Origin of the sequence: Lentzea flaviverrucosa (assembly GCF_003350445.1) — a bacterium.
GTDB lineage: Bacteria > Actinomycetota > Actinomycetes > Mycobacteriales > Pseudonocardiaceae > Lentzea > Lentzea californiensis.
Genome location: NZ_QQAU01000019.1, coordinates 53,676 through 69,784, shown reverse-complemented (window position 1 = coordinate 69,784; position 16,109 = coordinate 53,676). Strand labels below are relative to the sequence as shown.

18 protein-coding genes are annotated in these 16,109 nt (G+C 69.6%); 7 read left to right on the top strand and 11 right to left on the bottom strand.

Features of this window, described 5'->3' with window-relative positions:
• Position 1 precedes the first annotated feature (1 nt).
• The 5 genes from secD to ruvC all read right to left on the bottom strand — a co-directional run bounded on the left by secD (position 2) and on the right by ruvC (position 4,729).
• On the bottom strand, positions 2-1,786 hold the full coding sequence (secD, locus tag DFR72_RS40475) for a protein translocase subunit SecD (protein ID WP_090072440.1): 1,785 nt from the start codon (positions 1,784-1,786) through the stop codon (positions 2-4).
• 129 nt (positions 1,787-1,915) lie between these two features.
• Positions 1,916-2,266, bottom strand: a complete 351-nt coding sequence (yajC, locus tag DFR72_RS40470; RefSeq protein WP_090072438.1) for a preprotein translocase subunit YajC — start codon at positions 2,264-2,266, stop codon at positions 1,916-1,918.
• A 93-nt stretch (positions 2,267-2,359) separates the two neighbouring features.
• A complete protein-coding gene (gene ruvB, locus DFR72_RS40465; protein ID WP_090072436.1) occupies positions 2,360-3,373 on the bottom strand; it encodes a Holliday junction branch migration DNA helicase RuvB in 1,014 nt (337 codons plus the stop codon).
• Entirely contained in the window at positions 3,370-3,951 is a 582-nt protein-coding gene (gene ruvA / locus DFR72_RS40460; RefSeq protein ID WP_090072434.1) for a Holliday junction branch migration protein RuvA, read from the bottom strand. Before ruvA ends, ruvB begins: the two co-directional genes overlap by 4 nt.
• Positions 3,952-4,159: 208 nt before the next feature.
• On the bottom strand, positions 4,160-4,729 hold the full coding sequence (gene ruvC, locus DFR72_RS40455) for a crossover junction endodeoxyribonuclease RuvC (protein WP_170176625.1): 570 nt from the start codon (positions 4,727-4,729) through the stop codon (positions 4,160-4,162).
• Between the two features lie 137 nt (positions 4,730-4,866).
• Between ruvC and DFR72_RS40450 the strand changes: the two genes are divergently transcribed.
• Genes DFR72_RS40450 through DFR72_RS40435 form a run of 4 tightly spaced genes read left to right on the top strand, consistent with a single transcriptional unit; the run spans position 4,867 to position 8,150 of the window.
• Positions 4,867-6,351 carry a GGDEF domain-containing protein gene (locus DFR72_RS40450; protein WP_245983862.1) on the top strand — a complete coding sequence of 495 codons (1,485 nt, stop codon included), beginning with the start codon at positions 4,867-4,869 and terminating at the stop codon, positions 6,349-6,351.
• On the top strand, positions 6,348-6,779 hold the full coding sequence (locus DFR72_RS40445; RefSeq protein WP_090072430.1) for a cupin domain-containing protein: 432 nt from the start codon (positions 6,348-6,350) through the stop codon (positions 6,777-6,779). Before DFR72_RS40450 ends, DFR72_RS40445 begins: the two co-directional genes overlap by 4 nt.
• Positions 6,780-6,798: 19 nt before the next feature.
• Positions 6,799-7,602, top strand: a complete 804-nt coding sequence (locus DFR72_RS40440) for an alpha/beta fold hydrolase (protein WP_090072428.1) — start codon at positions 6,799-6,801, stop codon at positions 7,600-7,602.
• Positions 7,599-8,150, top strand: a complete 552-nt coding sequence (locus DFR72_RS40435; RefSeq protein WP_211335717.1) for a S1 RNA-binding domain-containing protein — start codon at positions 7,599-7,601, stop codon at positions 8,148-8,150. Before DFR72_RS40440 ends, DFR72_RS40435 begins: the two co-directional genes overlap by 4 nt.
• Here DFR72_RS40435 and DFR72_RS40430 read toward each other — a convergent pair.
• A complete protein-coding gene (locus DFR72_RS40430) occupies positions 8,134-9,009 on the bottom strand; it encodes a hypothetical protein (RefSeq protein WP_090072426.1) in 876 nt (291 codons plus the stop codon). The genes DFR72_RS40435 and DFR72_RS40430 overlap by 17 nt on opposite strands.
• Before the next feature lie 82 nt (positions 9,010-9,091).
• Between DFR72_RS40430 and DFR72_RS40425 the strand changes: the two genes are divergently transcribed.
• Complete coding sequence (locus tag DFR72_RS40425) at positions 9,092-9,517, top strand: MarR family winged helix-turn-helix transcriptional regulator (protein WP_090072424.1); 426 nt, start codon at positions 9,092-9,094, stop codon at positions 9,515-9,517.
• Here DFR72_RS40425 and DFR72_RS40420 read toward each other — a convergent pair.
• Both DFR72_RS40420 and DFR72_RS40415 read right to left on the bottom strand, forming a co-directional pair.
• Complete coding sequence (locus DFR72_RS40420; protein ID WP_090072422.1) at positions 9,504-10,115, bottom strand: alpha/beta hydrolase; 612 nt, start codon at positions 10,113-10,115, stop codon at positions 9,504-9,506. The two genes, DFR72_RS40425 and DFR72_RS40420, sit on opposite strands and share 14 nt — an antisense overlap.
• Before the next feature lie 11 nt (positions 10,116-10,126).
• Positions 10,127-10,810: an SDR family oxidoreductase gene (locus DFR72_RS40415; protein WP_090072419.1), complete on the bottom strand. Its 684-nt coding sequence runs from the start codon at positions 10,808-10,810 to the stop codon at positions 10,127-10,129.
• Between the two features lie 50 nt (positions 10,811-10,860).
• On the opposite strand from DFR72_RS40415, the gene DFR72_RS40410 reads away from it, so the two are divergent.
• Entirely contained in the window at positions 10,861-11,895 is a 1,035-nt protein-coding gene (locus tag DFR72_RS40410) for a serine hydrolase (protein WP_211335715.1), read from the top strand.
• 114 nt (positions 11,896-12,009) lie between these two features.
• Here DFR72_RS40410 and DFR72_RS40405 read toward each other — a convergent pair whose 3' ends face one another.
• From DFR72_RS40405 to DFR72_RS40395, 3 genes are read right to left on the bottom strand one after another with little or no spacing between them, the layout of a single operon-like run.
• Entirely contained in the window at positions 12,010-12,816 is an 807-nt protein-coding gene (locus tag DFR72_RS40405) for a sugar phosphate isomerase/epimerase family protein (RefSeq protein ID WP_090072417.1), read from the bottom strand.
• Positions 12,798-13,832 carry a dihydrodipicolinate synthase family protein gene (locus DFR72_RS40400; RefSeq protein ID WP_090072415.1) on the bottom strand — a complete coding sequence of 345 codons (1,035 nt, stop codon included), beginning with the start codon at positions 13,830-13,832 and terminating at the stop codon, positions 12,798-12,800. Before DFR72_RS40400 ends, DFR72_RS40405 begins: the two co-directional genes overlap by 19 nt.
• Entirely contained in the window at positions 13,825-14,967 is a 1,143-nt protein-coding gene (locus tag DFR72_RS40395) for a Gfo/Idh/MocA family protein (RefSeq protein ID WP_090072413.1), read from the bottom strand. The genes DFR72_RS40400 and DFR72_RS40395 overlap by 8 nt, the downstream gene beginning before the upstream one ends.
• Before the next feature lie 122 nt (positions 14,968-15,089).
• Between DFR72_RS40395 and DFR72_RS40390 the strand changes: the two genes are divergently transcribed.
• Positions 15,090-16,106, top strand: a complete 1,017-nt coding sequence (locus DFR72_RS40390; protein WP_090072694.1) for a LacI family DNA-binding transcriptional regulator — start codon at positions 15,090-15,092, stop codon at positions 16,104-16,106.
• Positions 16,107-16,109 lie beyond the last annotated feature (3 nt).

Here is a 16,109-nt window from a genome sequence, read left to right as displayed (position 1 = left end):
GTCAGGCCTCCTTCACGGCGGTGGTCTTGCCGGTCGTGGTCGCCCGGTGCGCGGCGCCCTCGCGGGCCGCACCACCCAGACCCGACAGGCTCGAGTTGGTCAGGAACTTGGACTTCGACGCGATCGCGACCAGCGGGTGCGTCACGAGGAACACGACGACGAGGTCGAGGACCGTCGACATGCCCAGGGTGAACGCGAAGCCCTTCACCTGGCCTACCGCGATGACGTACAGCACGGCGGCGGCGATGAAGCTGACCGCGTCGGCGGAGAGGATCGTGCGGCGGGAACGCACCCACGCACGTGGCACGGCCGAACGGAACGTGCGCCCCTCACGCACCTCGTCCTTCAGTCGTTCGAAGAAGACGATGAACGAGTCGGCTGTGATACCGATGGCGACGATGAAGCCCGCGATGCCGGCGAGGTCGAGCGTGAAGCCGATGACGCGGCCGAGCAGGACCAGCACGGCGTAGATGACGACCGCGGACAGGACCAGCGACAGGATCGTCAGGACGCCGAGCAGGCGGTAGTAGAACATGCAGTAGACGAAGACCAGCGCGAGGCCGATGCCGCCGGCGATGAGACCCGCCTTGAGCGACTGCAGGCCGAGCGTCGGGGAGACCGTCTGCGCCTCGGACGCGTCGAAGGACAGCGGCAGCGCGCCGTACTTCAGCGTGTTCGCGAGGTTCTGGGCCTCCTTCAGCGTGAACTTGCCGCTGATCTCGGTGGATCCACCCGCGATGGCCGCCTGGATGGTCGGCGCGGACATGACCTCGCCGTCGAGCACGACCGCGACGGCCTGCTGGACGTTGGCCGCGGTGAACGCGCCCCACTTCGTGCCGCCCTCGGACTTGAAGTCGAGGTTGACGACGTAGCCGGTGCCGTTCGGGTTGTTGTTCGCGGCGGCGTTGCTGATGTCCTCACCGGTGAGGCGGGAGTAGTTCGTGTAGTCGTCGGCCTTGGTCTGGGTGTCCTCCTTGGGAGGGTTGACCGGGGCCAGCGTGTACTTGAACTCGCCCTTCTCGTCACAGGTGACGAGAGGCTTGTCCAGGTCGTCGTTGCCGCGCAGCGGGTCGGCCTTGGAGCAGTCGAGCAGGAGCGCGGCCTGCTGCAGGACCTGCGGGTCCGTGGACTGGCGCAGCGCCTTCGCCTCCTGGATCTCCTTCGCGACCCTCGGGTCGACGTTGGAGGGGGCGGACGGCGTGCTCGGCGCGGTGCTCGACGGCGCGGTGCTGCTCGACGGCGGGGCGCTGGAGGGCTGCGCGGCCAGGTTCGGCGCGGGACGACCCTGCGGGGCACCACTCGACGGCGGCGGGCTGCCGGCGCTCTGGCTCGGCGGCGTCGACGGAGGCGTGCTCGCGTCACCGGACGGCGGAGTGCTCGTCTGGGTCTGCGGCGCGGCGCCCGCCGGGACCGGCTGGCCGATGACCTTGCGGAACGCGAGGCGAGCGGTCTGGCCGAGGCCCTTCGCGCCTTCGCTGTCCGCGCCCGGGACCGTGATCACCAGGTTGTTGCCGTCTCGCACGACCTCGGCACCGGAGACGCCGAGACCGTTCACGCGGACCTCGATGAGGTCACGTGCCCGGTTGAGCGCTTCCTCGCTCGGCTGTGCGCCGTCTTCCTGCCGAGCTGTCAGGGTGACGAGCGTGCCACCCTGGAGGTCGATCCCGAGCTTGGGTTTGGCCGAACCGTTCCCGGTCAAGAACACCAGGGCGTAGAGCGCGACCACGATGAGGACAAAACTCGCCAGATATTTCGCAGGGCGAATTTGCCCGGCCGGAGGTGCCACGATCCGTCCGTCTCCTAGTAGCTATGGTTTCCGAGCGCGCAGCGTAACGCGCGCCGCGTGAGCTGCGCGTCACTACCTGGAGTTGGCGGTGTTCACAGTTGCCAACTCCAGGTGTCACGAGCCTGCTGGTTACTTCTTGGCGCTGTGGTCCAGGGGCTCGGCGACCTGTGCGGTGGTCGCGGGCACCTCTTCCTCGGCGTCATCGGTCTTGTCCTCGATCACGGCCTCGTCGGTCTCGGCGACCTTCTCGCGGATGGCGGCACGCAGCCAGCGCGTGACGACACCCTCGGAGATCTCGATGTCGATGGTGGTCTCGTGGCTCGCGTCGGCAACGGTGCCGTACAGGCCTGAGGTCGTCATCACCTTGTCGCCAGGGGCGAGCGAGTCCTGCAGGTTCTTCTGCTCGGCCATCGCCCGCTTCTGCTTGCGCGCGCTGAGGAACAGCGGCACCGCCAGCAGAACCAGAAGCAACGGGAACATCAAAGACGAAAGGTTGCCCATCATTCTCCGATCAAGTGGACATGCCTCGACGCACGTCCGATATGTCCAGGTGCCTTCACCGATTGTGCCAGGTCACCACAGTTGATCACCGGCGGGCGGTTCCAGTCCCAGGTGGTACCACGCGGCGGGTGTCGCCACTCGGCCGCGCGGTGTCCGGGCCAGCATGCCAGCCCGCACCAAATAGGGTTCGCACACCTCTTCCACGGTGGTCGGTTCCTCACCGACGGCGACCGCGAGGGTGGCGACGCCGACCGGGCCTCCGTTGAAGGTCTTGACCAGCGCGTTCAGCACCGCGCGGTCGAGCCGGTCGAGGCCGAGCTGGTCGACGTCGTAGACCTCGAGCGCCTGCTTGGCGATCTCCTCGGTGACCCTGCCGTCGGCCCTGACCTCGGCGAAGTCGCGGACGCGGCGCAGCAGCCGGTTCGCGATGCGGGGCGTGCCCCTGGACCGGCCGGCGATCTCGATGGCGGCGTCCTCGGCGATGTCGACGCCGAGGATCTTCGCGCTGCGCTTCACGATGAGGTCGAGCTCGTCGGCGCTGTAGAACTCCATGTGGCCGGTGAAGCCGAAGCGGTCGCGCAGCGGGCCGGTCAGCGCACCGGACCTCGTCGTGGCCCCGACCAGCGTGAACGGCGCGATGTCGAGCGGGATGCTGGTCGCGCCGGGGCCCTTGCCGACCACGACGTCGACGCGGAAGTCCTCCATCGCGAGGTAGAGCATCTCCTCGGCGGGGCGGGCCATGCGGTGGATCTCGTCGATGAACAGCACGTCGCCCTCGACCAGGTTCGACAGCATCGCGGCGAGGTCGCCGGCGCGTTCCAGGGCGGGGCCGCTGGTGATGCGGATGGCCGCGCCGAGCTCCTTCGCGATGATCATGGCGAGGGAGGTCTTGCCCAGGCCGGGAGGGCCGCTGAGCAGGACGTGGTCCGGGGCCGTGCCGCGGCGCATCGCACCGTGCAGGACGAGCTCGAGCTGCTCGCGGACGCGCTGCTGACCGACGAACTCGTGCAGGTCGGCCGGGCGCAGGCTGGTCTCGAGGTCGCGCTCGGCGGGCGCGACGTACGGGCTGAGCTCGTCCTCGGTCACTTGCGCCCCAGGGTCGCGAGCGCCCGGCGCAGGACGGCGGACGTGGACTGGTCGGGGTTCGCGGCGAGGACGCCGTCGACCGTGGCCTCCGCGGACTTGGCCGGGAAGCCGAGGCCGAGGAGCGCCTCGACGACGTGGTCACGCGTCTGGCTGTGCGCGGGCGCCGTGGGCGTGGGCAGCTGACCGACCTTGTCGCGCAGCTCGATGATGAGGCGTTCCGCGCCCTTCTTGCCGATGCCCGGGACCTGCGTGAGCACGGTGATGTTGCCCTCGGCGAGCGCGTGGCGGAGCTTGTCCGGTTCGAGCACGGCGAGGGTGGCCAGCGCGATCCGCGGGCCGATGCCGCTGACGGTCTGGAGCAGGCTGAACAGCTCGCGGGCCTCGGCGTCGGCGAACCCGAACAGGGTGAGGCTGTCCTCGCGGACGATCAGGGTGGTGGCGAGGCTCGCCTCCTCGCCGCGGCGCAGGGTCGCGAGCGTGGTCGGGGTCATCTGGACGGCGAACCCGACGCCGCCCACCTCGACGACGGCGTGGTCTAGGCCGACGTGCTGCACCTGGCCGCGCAGTGACGAGATCACCTTTGTCCTCCGGACTTCACGCTCACGCAGGCGTCCCCTCGCGAAGGGGACCCCTTGATTTCATTCTTCCAGCCGGCACCGACAATTTCGGCGCGCACTGAAGCTGAGCTCGGCCAGGCCCTGGTGAAGGGCTGCCGGGGCGAGCTCGCGGTCGAACCAGACGGCGTGCCGTGACGACTCACGGTCGAACCGGCGCGCACTGAAGCCGTCATGACCCGCTCCGCCGTGCCGCCTCGGCCAGCTTCGCCTTGTGCACGCGGGCGAGCTCGGCGGCACGGGCCTGCGCCTCCTCCAGCCTGCTGCGCATCGGCGCGCGCCAGTGGTGGCAGATCGCGAGGGCCAGCGCGTCCGCCGCGTCGGCCGGCTTCGGCGCGACCTTCAGGCCGAGCAGCTTGGTCACCATGGCGGTCACCTGGGCCTTGTCCGCGCGGCCCGATCCCGTGACGGCGGCCTTCACCTCGGACGGCGTGTGGAACTCGACCGGCAGGTTTCGTTGCGCGGCAGCCAAAGCGACGACGCCCGACGCCTGTGCGACCCCCATCGCGGTGCTGACGTTGTGCTGCGCGAAGACTCGTTCGATGGCGACGACCTGTGGTTCGTAACGGTCCAGCCACACGCATACGCCGTCGTACAGCTCGTGCAGGCGCACGGACAGCGGAGCGTCGACGGGCGTGCGCAGCACATCGACGGCCACGGCGCGCACGACCCGGCCCGGCCCGCCGTCCACCACGCCGAAGCCGCACCTGGTCAGACCGGGGTCGACCCCGAACACCCGCACAACAGCTCCCCGGATCGCCGAACGAACAACAGTTCGAACCATATCGGGTGCACCTACAGGTGACAGTCACCGACACGGTTCGACAAGCCTGCTCCGCCGTTACTACGGTGGTCGGGTTTCGATCTCGGGAGTGACGGGTGAAGAGGTTCTGGGCCGTTGCGGGATGCGTCGGCGTCTTCATGGCGATCGCCATCCTCACCGCCCTGGCCGCACCCCGCGATATCGGTATCGCAATCGACAAGGTCGTGCAGCTCGTCTTCGCCGTCGCGGCGCTGATCGCCTACGCGCGGTCGCGGGACCGGTGGATGACGGCGGCGATGACCAGCCTCAGCGTCGGGTTGTCCGCGTGGATCTGGGGCCAGCAGATCATGGGCGTGCAACTGCCGTCGTCCACGATCGCGCCGATCGGCTTCACGATGGTGCCGGTGCTGTGCCTGGCCGCCGTGATCGCGAAGGCGCAGAAGCGCCGCTCCGACGACCTGCTGCCGAACTACCGCAGCCGCACGGTGATCGTGCTCGACGGGCTGATCGTGATCGGGTCGCTGTTCGTGCTGACGTGGGTGTCGGCGCTGGAGTCGCTGACCCGCGCGTGGGCCACCGAAGGCCCCGGGTTCGCCACGGTCATCGCACATCCCGCCGCGTACCTCGTGTTGCTCGTGGCGATCGTGGTGATGTCGTGGACGCATCAGGCCGTGCGTCAGTGGCCGATGCTTTTCGTGGCGCTGGCCGGTATCGCGCAGTCGTCGTCGGGCTGGGTGTTCGCGTACTACATCTCCAAGGGCAACACGGTGATCCCGGCGACCGCGGACATCGGTTTCATGCTGTGCCCGGCGTTCTTCCTGCTGAGCGCGCTGGCCCCGGTCCGCAACCTCGACCCCACGCCCGGCCGCATGCGCATGGCCGACCTGCTGCACCTGCTCGTGCCGTACCTGCCGCTCGCGATCACCGGGCTGTTCGTCAGCTGGAACACCGCGACGGGCGGGCGGCTGAACCCGGTCGAGATCTACGTCGGGCTTCTGGTCGTGTGTCTCGTGATCGTGCGTCAGCTGTTCACGATGATGGACAACGTCCGGCTGATGGACCAGCTCCGCGTCTCTCGCGAACAGCTACGGCACGAGGCGACGCACGACCCGTTGACCGGCGTCGCGAACCGGTCGCTCTTTCGCGAACGGCTGGAGCGCGCGCTATCAGACCGTGATCGCTCCATGCCGTTGATCCTGCTGTTCATCGACGTGGACGGCTTCAAAGCCGTCAACGACAACAACGGGCACGCCGAGGGCGACATGGTGCTGCGCAACGTCGCCGCACGGCTCGTGAACAGCGTGCGGCCGGAGGACACCGTGGCGCGGCTCGGCGGTGACGAGTTCGGTGTGCTGGTCGACGGCGGCGACGCCGACGAGATCGGCGACCGGTTGCTGAAGGTGCTGGGGCATCCGCACGAGGTGCACGGCCGGGTGCACCGGGTGCACGCCAGCATCGGTGTGGCGCAACGGCTCTCGTACGATCCCATGATCACCGCCGACGACGTGCTCGGGGCCGCGGACGCCGCGATGTACACGGCGAAACGGCTCGGCAAGGGCATGGTCGTCGTGCACGGTTCACCGCTTCCGGAGATGACGTGACCCCTGAGCAGTTGATCAGCGACCTCGGCATGCAGGAGCTGCCCGTCGAGGGCGGGTACTTCGCGCAGACGCACCGGTCCGCCGAGGCGTCCGCGATCGCGTACCTGTTGCGCCGCCCGGACTTCTCCGGCATGCACGTGCTGAAGCACCTGGAGATCTACCACTTCCACGCCGGGGCGCCGTTGCGGATGCTGCTGCTGCACCCGGACGGCGCGGTGACCGAACCGCTGCTGAGCGCGTCGAACCCGCAGGTCGTCGTGCCCGCGGGCGTGTGGCAAGGCAGCACTCCGGCCGGTGACTGGTCGTTGGTCGGCACGGTGGTGGTGCCGCCGTACACCGACGACGTCGTCGAGTTCGGGCACGCGGACGACCTGTGCGCGCGTTATCCCTCACACGCCGCTCTCATTCGGCCCCTGTGCAGGTTCTAGCGTCTCTAAGATCCCCGGAATGGCGCTTGTCCCGCTCAACGGCATCGAGCTGAACGTCCAGACCGAGGGTTCCGGCGATCTCGTCGTGCTCGTGATGGGTACCGGCAGTCCCGGCAGGGTCTGGCGCTCGTACCAGGTACCCGCGCTGGTCAAGGCCGGGTACCGCGTCGCGTACTTCGACAACCGCGGCATCAGGCCGTCGTCCGAGTGCGCGGAGGGCTTCACGCTCGACGACATGGTCGCCGACACCGCCGCCGTGATCGAGCACCTGGGCGGCCCGGCGCACGTGATCGGCACGTCCCTGGGCGGCCGCATCACCCAGGAACTGGCGCTGACGCGTCCGGCGCTGGTGCGCTCGGCGGTGATGATGGCGACCGCCGGCCGGCCCGAACCGGTGTCGCAGGCCTGGTCGCAGGCGGTGTGCGACCTGCACGACAAGGGCGTCGAGATCCCGCTGCAGTTCTACGCGGTGGCGTCGGTGGTCAGGAACCTGTCGCAGACGACGCTGGCCGACCCGGTGGTCGCCCGCGACTGGCTGCAGATGTACGAGTTCGCCGGCAACACGCTCGGCGCGGGCGAACGCATCCAGCTCGGCCTCGGCGAGTACGACACGCGCCTCGCGGCCTACCGCGACATCGCGGTCCGGTCGCTGGTGATCGGGTTCGCCGACGACGTCGTGCTGCCGCCGCTGTTGTCGCGCGAGGTGGCGGACGCGATCCCCGGTGCTCGGTACGCCGAGGTCTCAGGTGCCGGGCACGTCGGGTACCTGGAGCGGCCGGACGAGGTGAACCGGCTGCTGGTGGAGTTCTTGGGCGGCGCTTGACGGCACGGGTGTCCCCGCACGAGCGGTGGCTGGAGATGGCGCGGGAACACCCGGAGCTGCACGAGTTCCTGTCCGGGCTGCGACCCGGCGAAGTGCTGTCCGGCACGGTCGCGGCGGTAGAGAACTTCGGGGTGTTCGTGCGGCTCGACAAGGGACCCGCGCACCCGGTCTTTCCCGGCGTCGGGTTCGTCACCTGGCCTGAGGTCACCTGGCGCCACGTCGACGATCTGTCCGAGGCCGTGCGAACCGGGGAGCGGATCACCGGCGAGTTCCTGCAGTACGACACGTGGAACATGGAGGCCCGGCTGTCGCTGAGGGCGTTGCAGCCGGACCCATTCCAGGCGTTCGCCGACATCACCACGAACGGGCAGGAACTCCACGGCCCGGTGACCAAGGTGGTCCCGTTCGGCGTCTTCGTCCAGATCGCCGACGGCGTCGAGGGCCTGGTCCCCGATGTCGATCTCGCCGTCGGCGACGAGGTCTCCGTCGTCGTCACCGAGATCGACCGGGAGCGGCGCAGGGTGGTCCTGGCTAGCGGTCGAGGCTGAACTCGTCCGTCGTCTCCCCCTTCACCAGCAGGTCCACGCGGCCGCTGAGCACGTAGGTGCCGTGCGGTGTGCGGGCGGCCGTGGTCGGGGCGGTCTTCCAGTCCCGCTGGGACTTCACCTGCCACGTGCGGGTGTCCAGGAGCGTCACGGCGTTCTTGCCCGGCGCGGCCAGGCCGTTCGTCACGACGACCAGGCCCTGCGGGGTGAGGGTGAGGCCGTCCGCGCCCGGCAGTTTCGGTGCGGGCAGTTCCTCCACGTGGTTCTGCGTGACCTTGAGCAGGGTGCCGTCGGTGTAGTGGCCGGTGACGAGGAATCCCCTGGGGTCCCAGACGATTCCGTTGTTGCCGAACGACGGCCCGCCGAGGCGGGGGTCGCGGGCGAACGGTGTCACGGTGCCGTCGCGGCCGACCTTCCAGATCGTGTCGCCCAGCGTGCCGGTGACGTAGGCGTTGCCACGTGGGTCGACGGCGACGTCGTTGGCTCCGTCGGGGATGTCGGCGTACTTCAGCGCGCGGCCGGTGCGCAGGTCGAAGATGCCGAGGCCGGACTGGCCGGGTACCGATCGTTCGCCGAAGCCGATGTCCCCGTAGGTGACCAGCAGCCGGCCGCCGTCCACCTGGAGGCCGAAGGTGGACACCATGTGGGTTCCGGTGACGAGCGAGCGGACCCGGCCGTTCGTGCCGACCAGTGACACCGTGCCGTGGCGCAGCGAGCTGACGAGGAACTGGCCGCGGCTCTGGTCCCAGGCCACGCCCTCGGGGTGCAGCGACGGTGAGCGTGCCTCGATGTGCCTCGGTGTGGCGTGGGCCGTGCCCGTGAACAGCACCAGCACCGCCATGACGGCGAGCAGGACGCGCATTGCTTCCCTCCAGTACGAGCACTGATGATTATCAGAGTTCTGATGCTCATCCATACTCTTACCACAGTCCTATGCTGGAGGGATGCGCAGCGGTGATCGGATCGGCGGAGACATCAAGCGCACCGAGCTCGACCTGGTGGCCGCGAAGTCGGCGGCCGTGAAGCCCGCGGGGCTGACCGTGCCGCAGTACGCGGCGTTGCTGGCCCTGAGCGAGCACCCCGGTGCGCCCGCGGCGACGCTCGCGCGGTTGTGCCTGACCACGCCTCAGACGATGACGACGATCCTGCAGAACCTGGTCGCGCTCGGTCTCGTGGAACGCACGTCGAACCAGTGGCAGCGCAACGTCCTGGAGAACCGGCTGACCGAGGCGGGGCAGGCGAGGTTCCGCGAGGCGGACAAGGCCGCGGTGATGGTGGAGCAGAAGCTGGCGGACGCGTTCACCGACGAGGAGCGCGCGCAGTTGCGCGCACTCCTGCAGCGGTGTTCGGACGTGCTCAGCGAGAAGTGACGAACTCGTAGGTCTCGTCGACCATCCGGGCCAGGAAGCCGTCGCGGTCGAACGCCGGGTCGTCCTCGATGCCCGGCGGCGGCACGTGCACGAAGCCGAAGTGGCCCGCCTTCGGCACGACCCGCAGGTCCACCTCGGCCGGCGCGGTCTTCAGGACCTCGACCTCCGCGGCCGGCACGAAGGTGTCCAGTTCGCCGACGTAGGCGAGGATCGGCGTCCGCACCGCGTCGAGTGCGCCGGGGGCCGCGAACCAGCCCGCGGGCGGGGTGTAGAGCACCAGGCGGCTGACTCGCGGATCCCTTGGCACGTCGAGGGGCTCGCCCTCCTTGCTCCACGGGGTCGCGCCCGCGAGGCACAACCCCGCCCAGGCGCCGATCGAGTGGCCGATCACGGCCACCTCGGCGTCCGGGGCGACGTCGCGCAGGGCCTCCGCCAGGCCGAGCGGACGGGCCAGGTAGTCGTCCCAGGTGGCCTGGTGCGGGTGCAGGCGCGGGAACGACGGTGCGATGACCTGGTGGCCGCGGGCGGTGAAGTGGTCCAGGAGCGGACGGTGCCGTTCCGGGTCACCGCCGCCGCCTACCGCGAAGAGCACGATCACGAACTTCCCCCTCAGCGATGCGCTGCCTGGCCGGTGGGCCGCAGCAGGATCTCGTTCACGTCCACAGTGGATGGCTGGGACACGGCGTAGAGAACCGCCCTGCCAACGTCTTCCGGTGCCAGCTTCGGGTCATCCACACGCGACGCCGGGATGGCGTCGGTGTCGACGAGGCCCGGCTGCACGACCGTCACCCTGACCCCGGTCTCCACGGCTTCGGCGCGGATCGCCTGTGCCAGACCGGTGATGGCCCACTTCGTCGCCGAGTACAGGTTGCCGGGGCGGACGCCTCGGCCGGCCGCGGAGCCGGTCATCACCAGGTGGCCGCCGGAGCGGATCAGCGCGGGCATCGCGGCGCGGGCCGTGAAGGCCGGTCCGCAGACATTCGTGACGACCATGTCCGTCCATTCGCGAGGCTCGGCGCCCGCCGAAGAGACGAACGACGTGTCCACCGAAACGCCCGCGTTGGCGAAGACGACGTCGATCCGGCCCCAGCGGGACTCCACGCGCGACATGAGATCCTGCACGGAATTCCAGGAAGAAACGTCGCATCGGGCGTCCCAGCCGCGATCACCCACAGATTCTTCGGCCGAACGGGAGGCCCTGACCACGCGATACCCCGCCTGGGCGGCCAGGGAGGCGGTCGCCGCCCCGATTCCGCGGGAAGCACCGGTCACCACGAAGACGTTTTCCATGATCCGGAACCCTAGTCAGGGAAACGTCAGTGCCGCCTGTTTTGATGTCGCCCATGACTTTGAACCGCAGGTCCGTGTTCGGGCTGGGAACCGTCGCGGCCGCGACGGCCGTGCTCGGCTCCAACGGTGCAGCGCAGGCACAGGAAGACGCGGAGGTAGAGATCGAACGCTCCCCGGCGACGGCCGACCGGTCGCGCAAGCGCGTGGCCCAGATCTACAAGCGGCAGACCCGCAAGGCGAGAGGCAGCTGGTCGTCGCTGATCACGGTCGCCGACCTGGACGGCACGACGAAGCCCGCCGTCGACGAGAACGCGGACGAGGTCGTCGAGGCCTACAGCGTCAACAAGATCGCCGTCGCCGTCGCCGTGCTGGACAAGGTGGACCGCGGGCTGATCAAGCTCGACCAGACGGTCACGGTGTCGTCCGCCATCGTCATCCAGGACACCGACGGCATCTTCGCGCTCGACGGCGCGTACCCGAGCGAGGTCACGGTCGGCCACGCGCTCGCGAACCTGCTGACCGTGTCGGACAACACCGCGGTCCGCCTGTGCGGCCTGGTCGTGCCGGCGCTGGAGCTCAACGAGATCTTGCGCTCCAAGGGCTTCGTGCACACCCAGGTCGTCCCGGTCGCGAACCCGAACCGGTTCTTCCTCGGCACGACGACGGCGCGCGAGACGCACACGTTGCTGCAGAAGCTGGTCGACGGCCAGCTGCTCTCGGCCGCGTCCACCGCGTACCTGCTGAACATCCTGCGCGCCACGGCCAGCTTCACCGACGGCGTGCGGCTCAACCTGACGACGAACGAGCGCCTGCGCGTCGCCACGAAGGCCGGTTGGTTCGAGGACGGCCGCAACGAGGCCGGGATCATGTTCAGCGCGGACAGCCGGGCGATCCTGATCTACTCGATGTTCGCGTCCGGCGAGTTCTCCGGCGACAAGGCCGTGAACGACGAGGACTTCAGCACCACGCACCCGGCCGTCGCGGCCCGCGCGGAGCTCGGGCGGTCCCTGTTCGACGCCGTCATCAAGATCACGACCACGCGTCCGAAGCACCGTGCGAAGGTCTACAGGTTCTTCAACGGCGGCTGATTTTGCTGAGATTTCTCTGAAACCCCGGGCAATCGGCACCGGTTTCGGATATACAGACAGCTTCGCCGGGGTCGGTCGTCGCCGCCGTCGACGACCGGCTTCCCCGCGCGGGAGTCACAGCGCCGGTTCCACAACGTCGTGGTACCTGCGCGTCACCTCCCCGATGACCTCGTCGAAGTCCGCCGCCCAGATGGCCGCGTTGAAGATCTCCACCTCGACGTCACCCGCGTACCCGGTCGCCGCGACCTGCCGGGTCAGCCGGTCCAGGTCGATGTCACCGTCACCGGGATAACCGCGTCCGAGCAGCACGTCGGCGGGCACGGGCGTGAGCCAGTCGCACACCTGGTACGACGCGATGAGCCGTCCCGCGCGGGCGATCTGCTCGTCCACGGCCGGGTCCCACCACACGTGCAGCGCGTCCACGACGACGCCGACCGACTCGTGCCGTTCGGCGATGTCGAGCGCCTGGGACAGCGTCGACAGCACGCCGCGATCCGCGCAGAACACCGGGTGCATCGGTTCCAGCGCCAGCACCACGCCCGCCTGAGCCGCGTACACCGACAGCTCGGCGATGGCGTCGGCGACGCGCTGACGTGCGCCGATCAGGTCCTTGTCGCCCGCCACTCCCCCGACGACCATGACCAGCGTGTCAGTCCGCAACGCCGCCGCCTCGTCGATGGCGCGGCGGTTGTCGTCGAGCGCGGCCCGGTTGTCCACGGCCGTGAGGAACCCGCCGCGGCACAACGACGACACGCGCAGCCCGGCGTCCTGGACGATCTTGGCGGTGCGTTCCAGGCCGTGGTCGGCGACCGGCTCGCGCCACAGCCCGATCGACTCGACGCCGTGCCGCGCACAGCCGTCGACGGCTTCGGCGACCGTGGCGCGTTTGATCGTGGCCTGGTTCAGCGAGAGGCGAGCCATTCGCTCCACCGCCGTTCCGCGAACTCCGGTTCGACCACGCCGGCGATCTCCGCGAGGCGTTTCGCCTCGGCCAGGTGCTCGATGCCGCGCGCGGATTCCAGACCACCGAGGAGCTGGAACCGTTCCTGGTGCCCGGCGAGCCACGCCAGGAACACGACGCCCGTTTTGTAGTGGTAAGTCGGCGCGCTGAACAGATGGCGGGACAACGGAACCGTCGGCGCCATGATCCGGTGGAACTCGTCGGCGTCGCCCTCCGCCAGCTTCGCGAGTGCCTTCGCCGCCACCGGTGCGATCGGGTCGAAGATGCCGAGCAAAGCGTGGCTGTGGCCCTGCTCGTCGCCGGCGATCAGCTCCGGGTAGTGGAAGTCGTCGCCGGTGTAGCAGCGGACGCCGTCCGGCAGCGCGCGCCGCAGCCCGATCTCGTGGGCAGCGTCGAGCAGCGAGACCTTCACGCCGTCGACCTTGTCCGGCCGCGAGCGGATGATCTCCAGGAAGTTCCGCGTTGCCCGGGGAACGTCGGCCGAGCCCCAGTACCCCTCCAGCCGCGGGTCGAACGCGGTGCCGAGCCAGTGCAGCACCACCGGTTCGCTGACGCGGTCGAGCAGCGTGCCGTAGACCTTCTCGTAGTCCTCGGGACCGCGTGCCGCCGCAGCGAGCTGGCGTGAGCACATCAGGACGGGCTGGGCGCCGGCCTCCTGGACGACGTCGAGCTGTTCCAGGTAGGCGTTCAGGACCTCGTCGAGGCTTGCCCCACCGGTCAGCTGGTCGGTCGCGACACCGGCGCAGATCCGTCCCGTCTTCTCGGCGGCGCTGCGGCGGATGAGCTCGGCCGCCGTCGGCCAGTCCAGGCCCATGCCGCGTTGCGCGGTGTCCATGGCCTCCGCGACACCCAGGCCGTGCGACCAGAGGTGGTGCCGGAACGCCAGGGTGGCGTCCCAGTCGACCGTGCGTTCGTCCTGGGCCACGACGTGTGCGGCCGCGAACACGATGCGGTTGAACTGATCTCGTTCAGACATCGGCGATCTCCACCCTGCGACCCTCCGAAGAGGACCGCAGACCGGCCGCCGCCAGCGCGACGCCCCGTGCCCCGGCGCGGAAGTCGTGCGGGAACGGCGCGTCCCCGTAGACGTGGCGCAGGAACTCCGCCCACTGCACCTTGAAGCCGTTGTCGAACTCCTCGTTGTCCGGCACCTGCTGCCACTGGTCGCGGAACGGGTGCGTGACCGGGAGGTCCGGGTTCCACACGGGTTTCGGCGTGACGGCGCGGGGCTGCACGAAACACTCGCGCAGCCCCGCGACCGCACTCCCCTCGGTGCCGTCCACTTGGAACTCGACGAGCTCGTCGCGGCGCACCCGCACGCACCAGGACGAGTTGATCTGGGCGATGACGCCGTTCGCGATCTCGAAGATCCCGTACGCGGCGTCGTCCGCGGTCGCCTCGTAGGCGTTGTCCTGCTCGTCCCACCGGGTCGGGATGTGCGTCACGGCCTTCGCGGTGACGGCCTCGACCCGGCCGAACAGGTCGTGCAGCAGGTAGCTCCAGTGGCAGAACATGTCCGAGACGATGCCGCCGCCGTCCTCGGCCCGGTAGTTCCAGCTCGGGCGCTGCGCGGACTGCCAGTCGCCCTCGAAGACCCAGTAGCCGAACTCGCCGCGCACGCTGAGGATCCGGCCGAAGAAGCCGCCGTCGATCAGCCGCTTGAGCTTGCGGATGCCCGGCAGGTACAGCTTGTCCGCCACCACGCCGTGCTTCACGCCCCTGGCCTCGGCCAGCCGCGCGAGCCCCAGCGCCTCCTCGACCGTCTCGCTGACCGGCTTCTCGGTGTAGACGTGCTTGCCCGCCTCGATCGCCTTCGTGATCGACTCGACGTGCTTCGACGTGACCTGCGAGTCGAAGTAGATCTCGACCGTCGGGTCGGCGAGCGCGCTGTCGAGGTCCGTCGTCCAGCGCGCGAGGTCGTGGCGCTCGGCGATCTCCTTGAGCTTGTCGGCGTTGCGGCCCACGAGGACCGGTTCGACCTTCAGCACGGTCCCGTCCGGCAACCGCACGCCCTCGTCGCGCAACGGCAGCAGCGAACGGACCAGGTGCTGGCGGTACCCCATCCGCCCGGTGACGCCGTTGACCGCCACGCCAATGGTCCGTTCCGCCATCGCACCTCCCTGGAAACAGCGCTGGAAAGCGCTTTCCCGCCACGCTAATCGCGGCGCTTGACGGACGTCAACCTCCTCGCGAGTTAGTCTCAGCGCTCACATGCAGGTTGACGGAGGTGGTCGTGTCCGCCCGACAGGTGACGCTCGCCGAGGTGGCGAAGCAGGCGGGTGTGTCGTTGGCGACCGCTTCTCGCGTGCTCAACGGCAGCACGCGGCAGGTGAGCGAGGACCTGAGCGAGCGCGTCCTGCGCACCGCGGAGGAGCTCGGCTACGTGCCGAACGCGTCCGCGCAGGCGCTGGCCCGCAACTCCAGCTCGCTGGTCGGGCTGGTGGTCCACGACATCACCGACCCGTACTTCTCGTGCATCGCGGCGGGGGTGACGCGGGTCGCCGAGGCCGCCGGGCTCTCGGTCGTCCTCGGCACGACCGGACGCCGTCCCGAGCGTGAGGCGGAGCTGCTCTCCACCCTGCGTGCGCATCGGGCCCGTGCGGTGGTGCTGGCCGGGTCGCGCACCACGGACCGCGCCGCGCAGTCCCGGCTGGCGGCCGAGATCGACGCGTTCAGCGAGCAGGGCGGGCGTGTCGCGTGCGTGTCGCAGGCGAAGCTCGGCACCGACACGGTCGTCCCCGGCAACCGCGCGGGTGGTCGCGCCTTGGCCCGTGCGCTGGCCGAGCTCGGCCACAAGAAGTTCGCCGTGTTGGGTGGTCCCTCCGAGCTCGTGGTGGCCCGCGACAGGCTCGCGGGGTTCAAGGCCGGCCTCGCCGACGCCGGGATCGCACCGCCCGTGGTGATCAACGGCGCCTTCACGCGTGACGGCGGGTACGGCGCCGCGATGGAACTGCTGGCGTCGAAAGCGCGCTCCACCTGCGTGTTCGCCGTGACGGACGTCATGGCGATGGGGGCCATGGCCGCGCTGCGCGAACGCGGCGTGCGCATTCCGGAGGACATCTCGATCGCCGGGTTCGACGACATCCCGACGCTGCGCGACACGGTTCCGGCACTGTCCACCGTGCGACTGCCGCTGGAGGAGATGGGCGAGATCGCCGCAGGTCTCGTGCTGGACGCCGGGGGTGACGAGGCACGCACCGTCCGGGTGGCGGGTGAGGTGGTGCTCCGGGCCTCGACTGCCCACAATTAGACT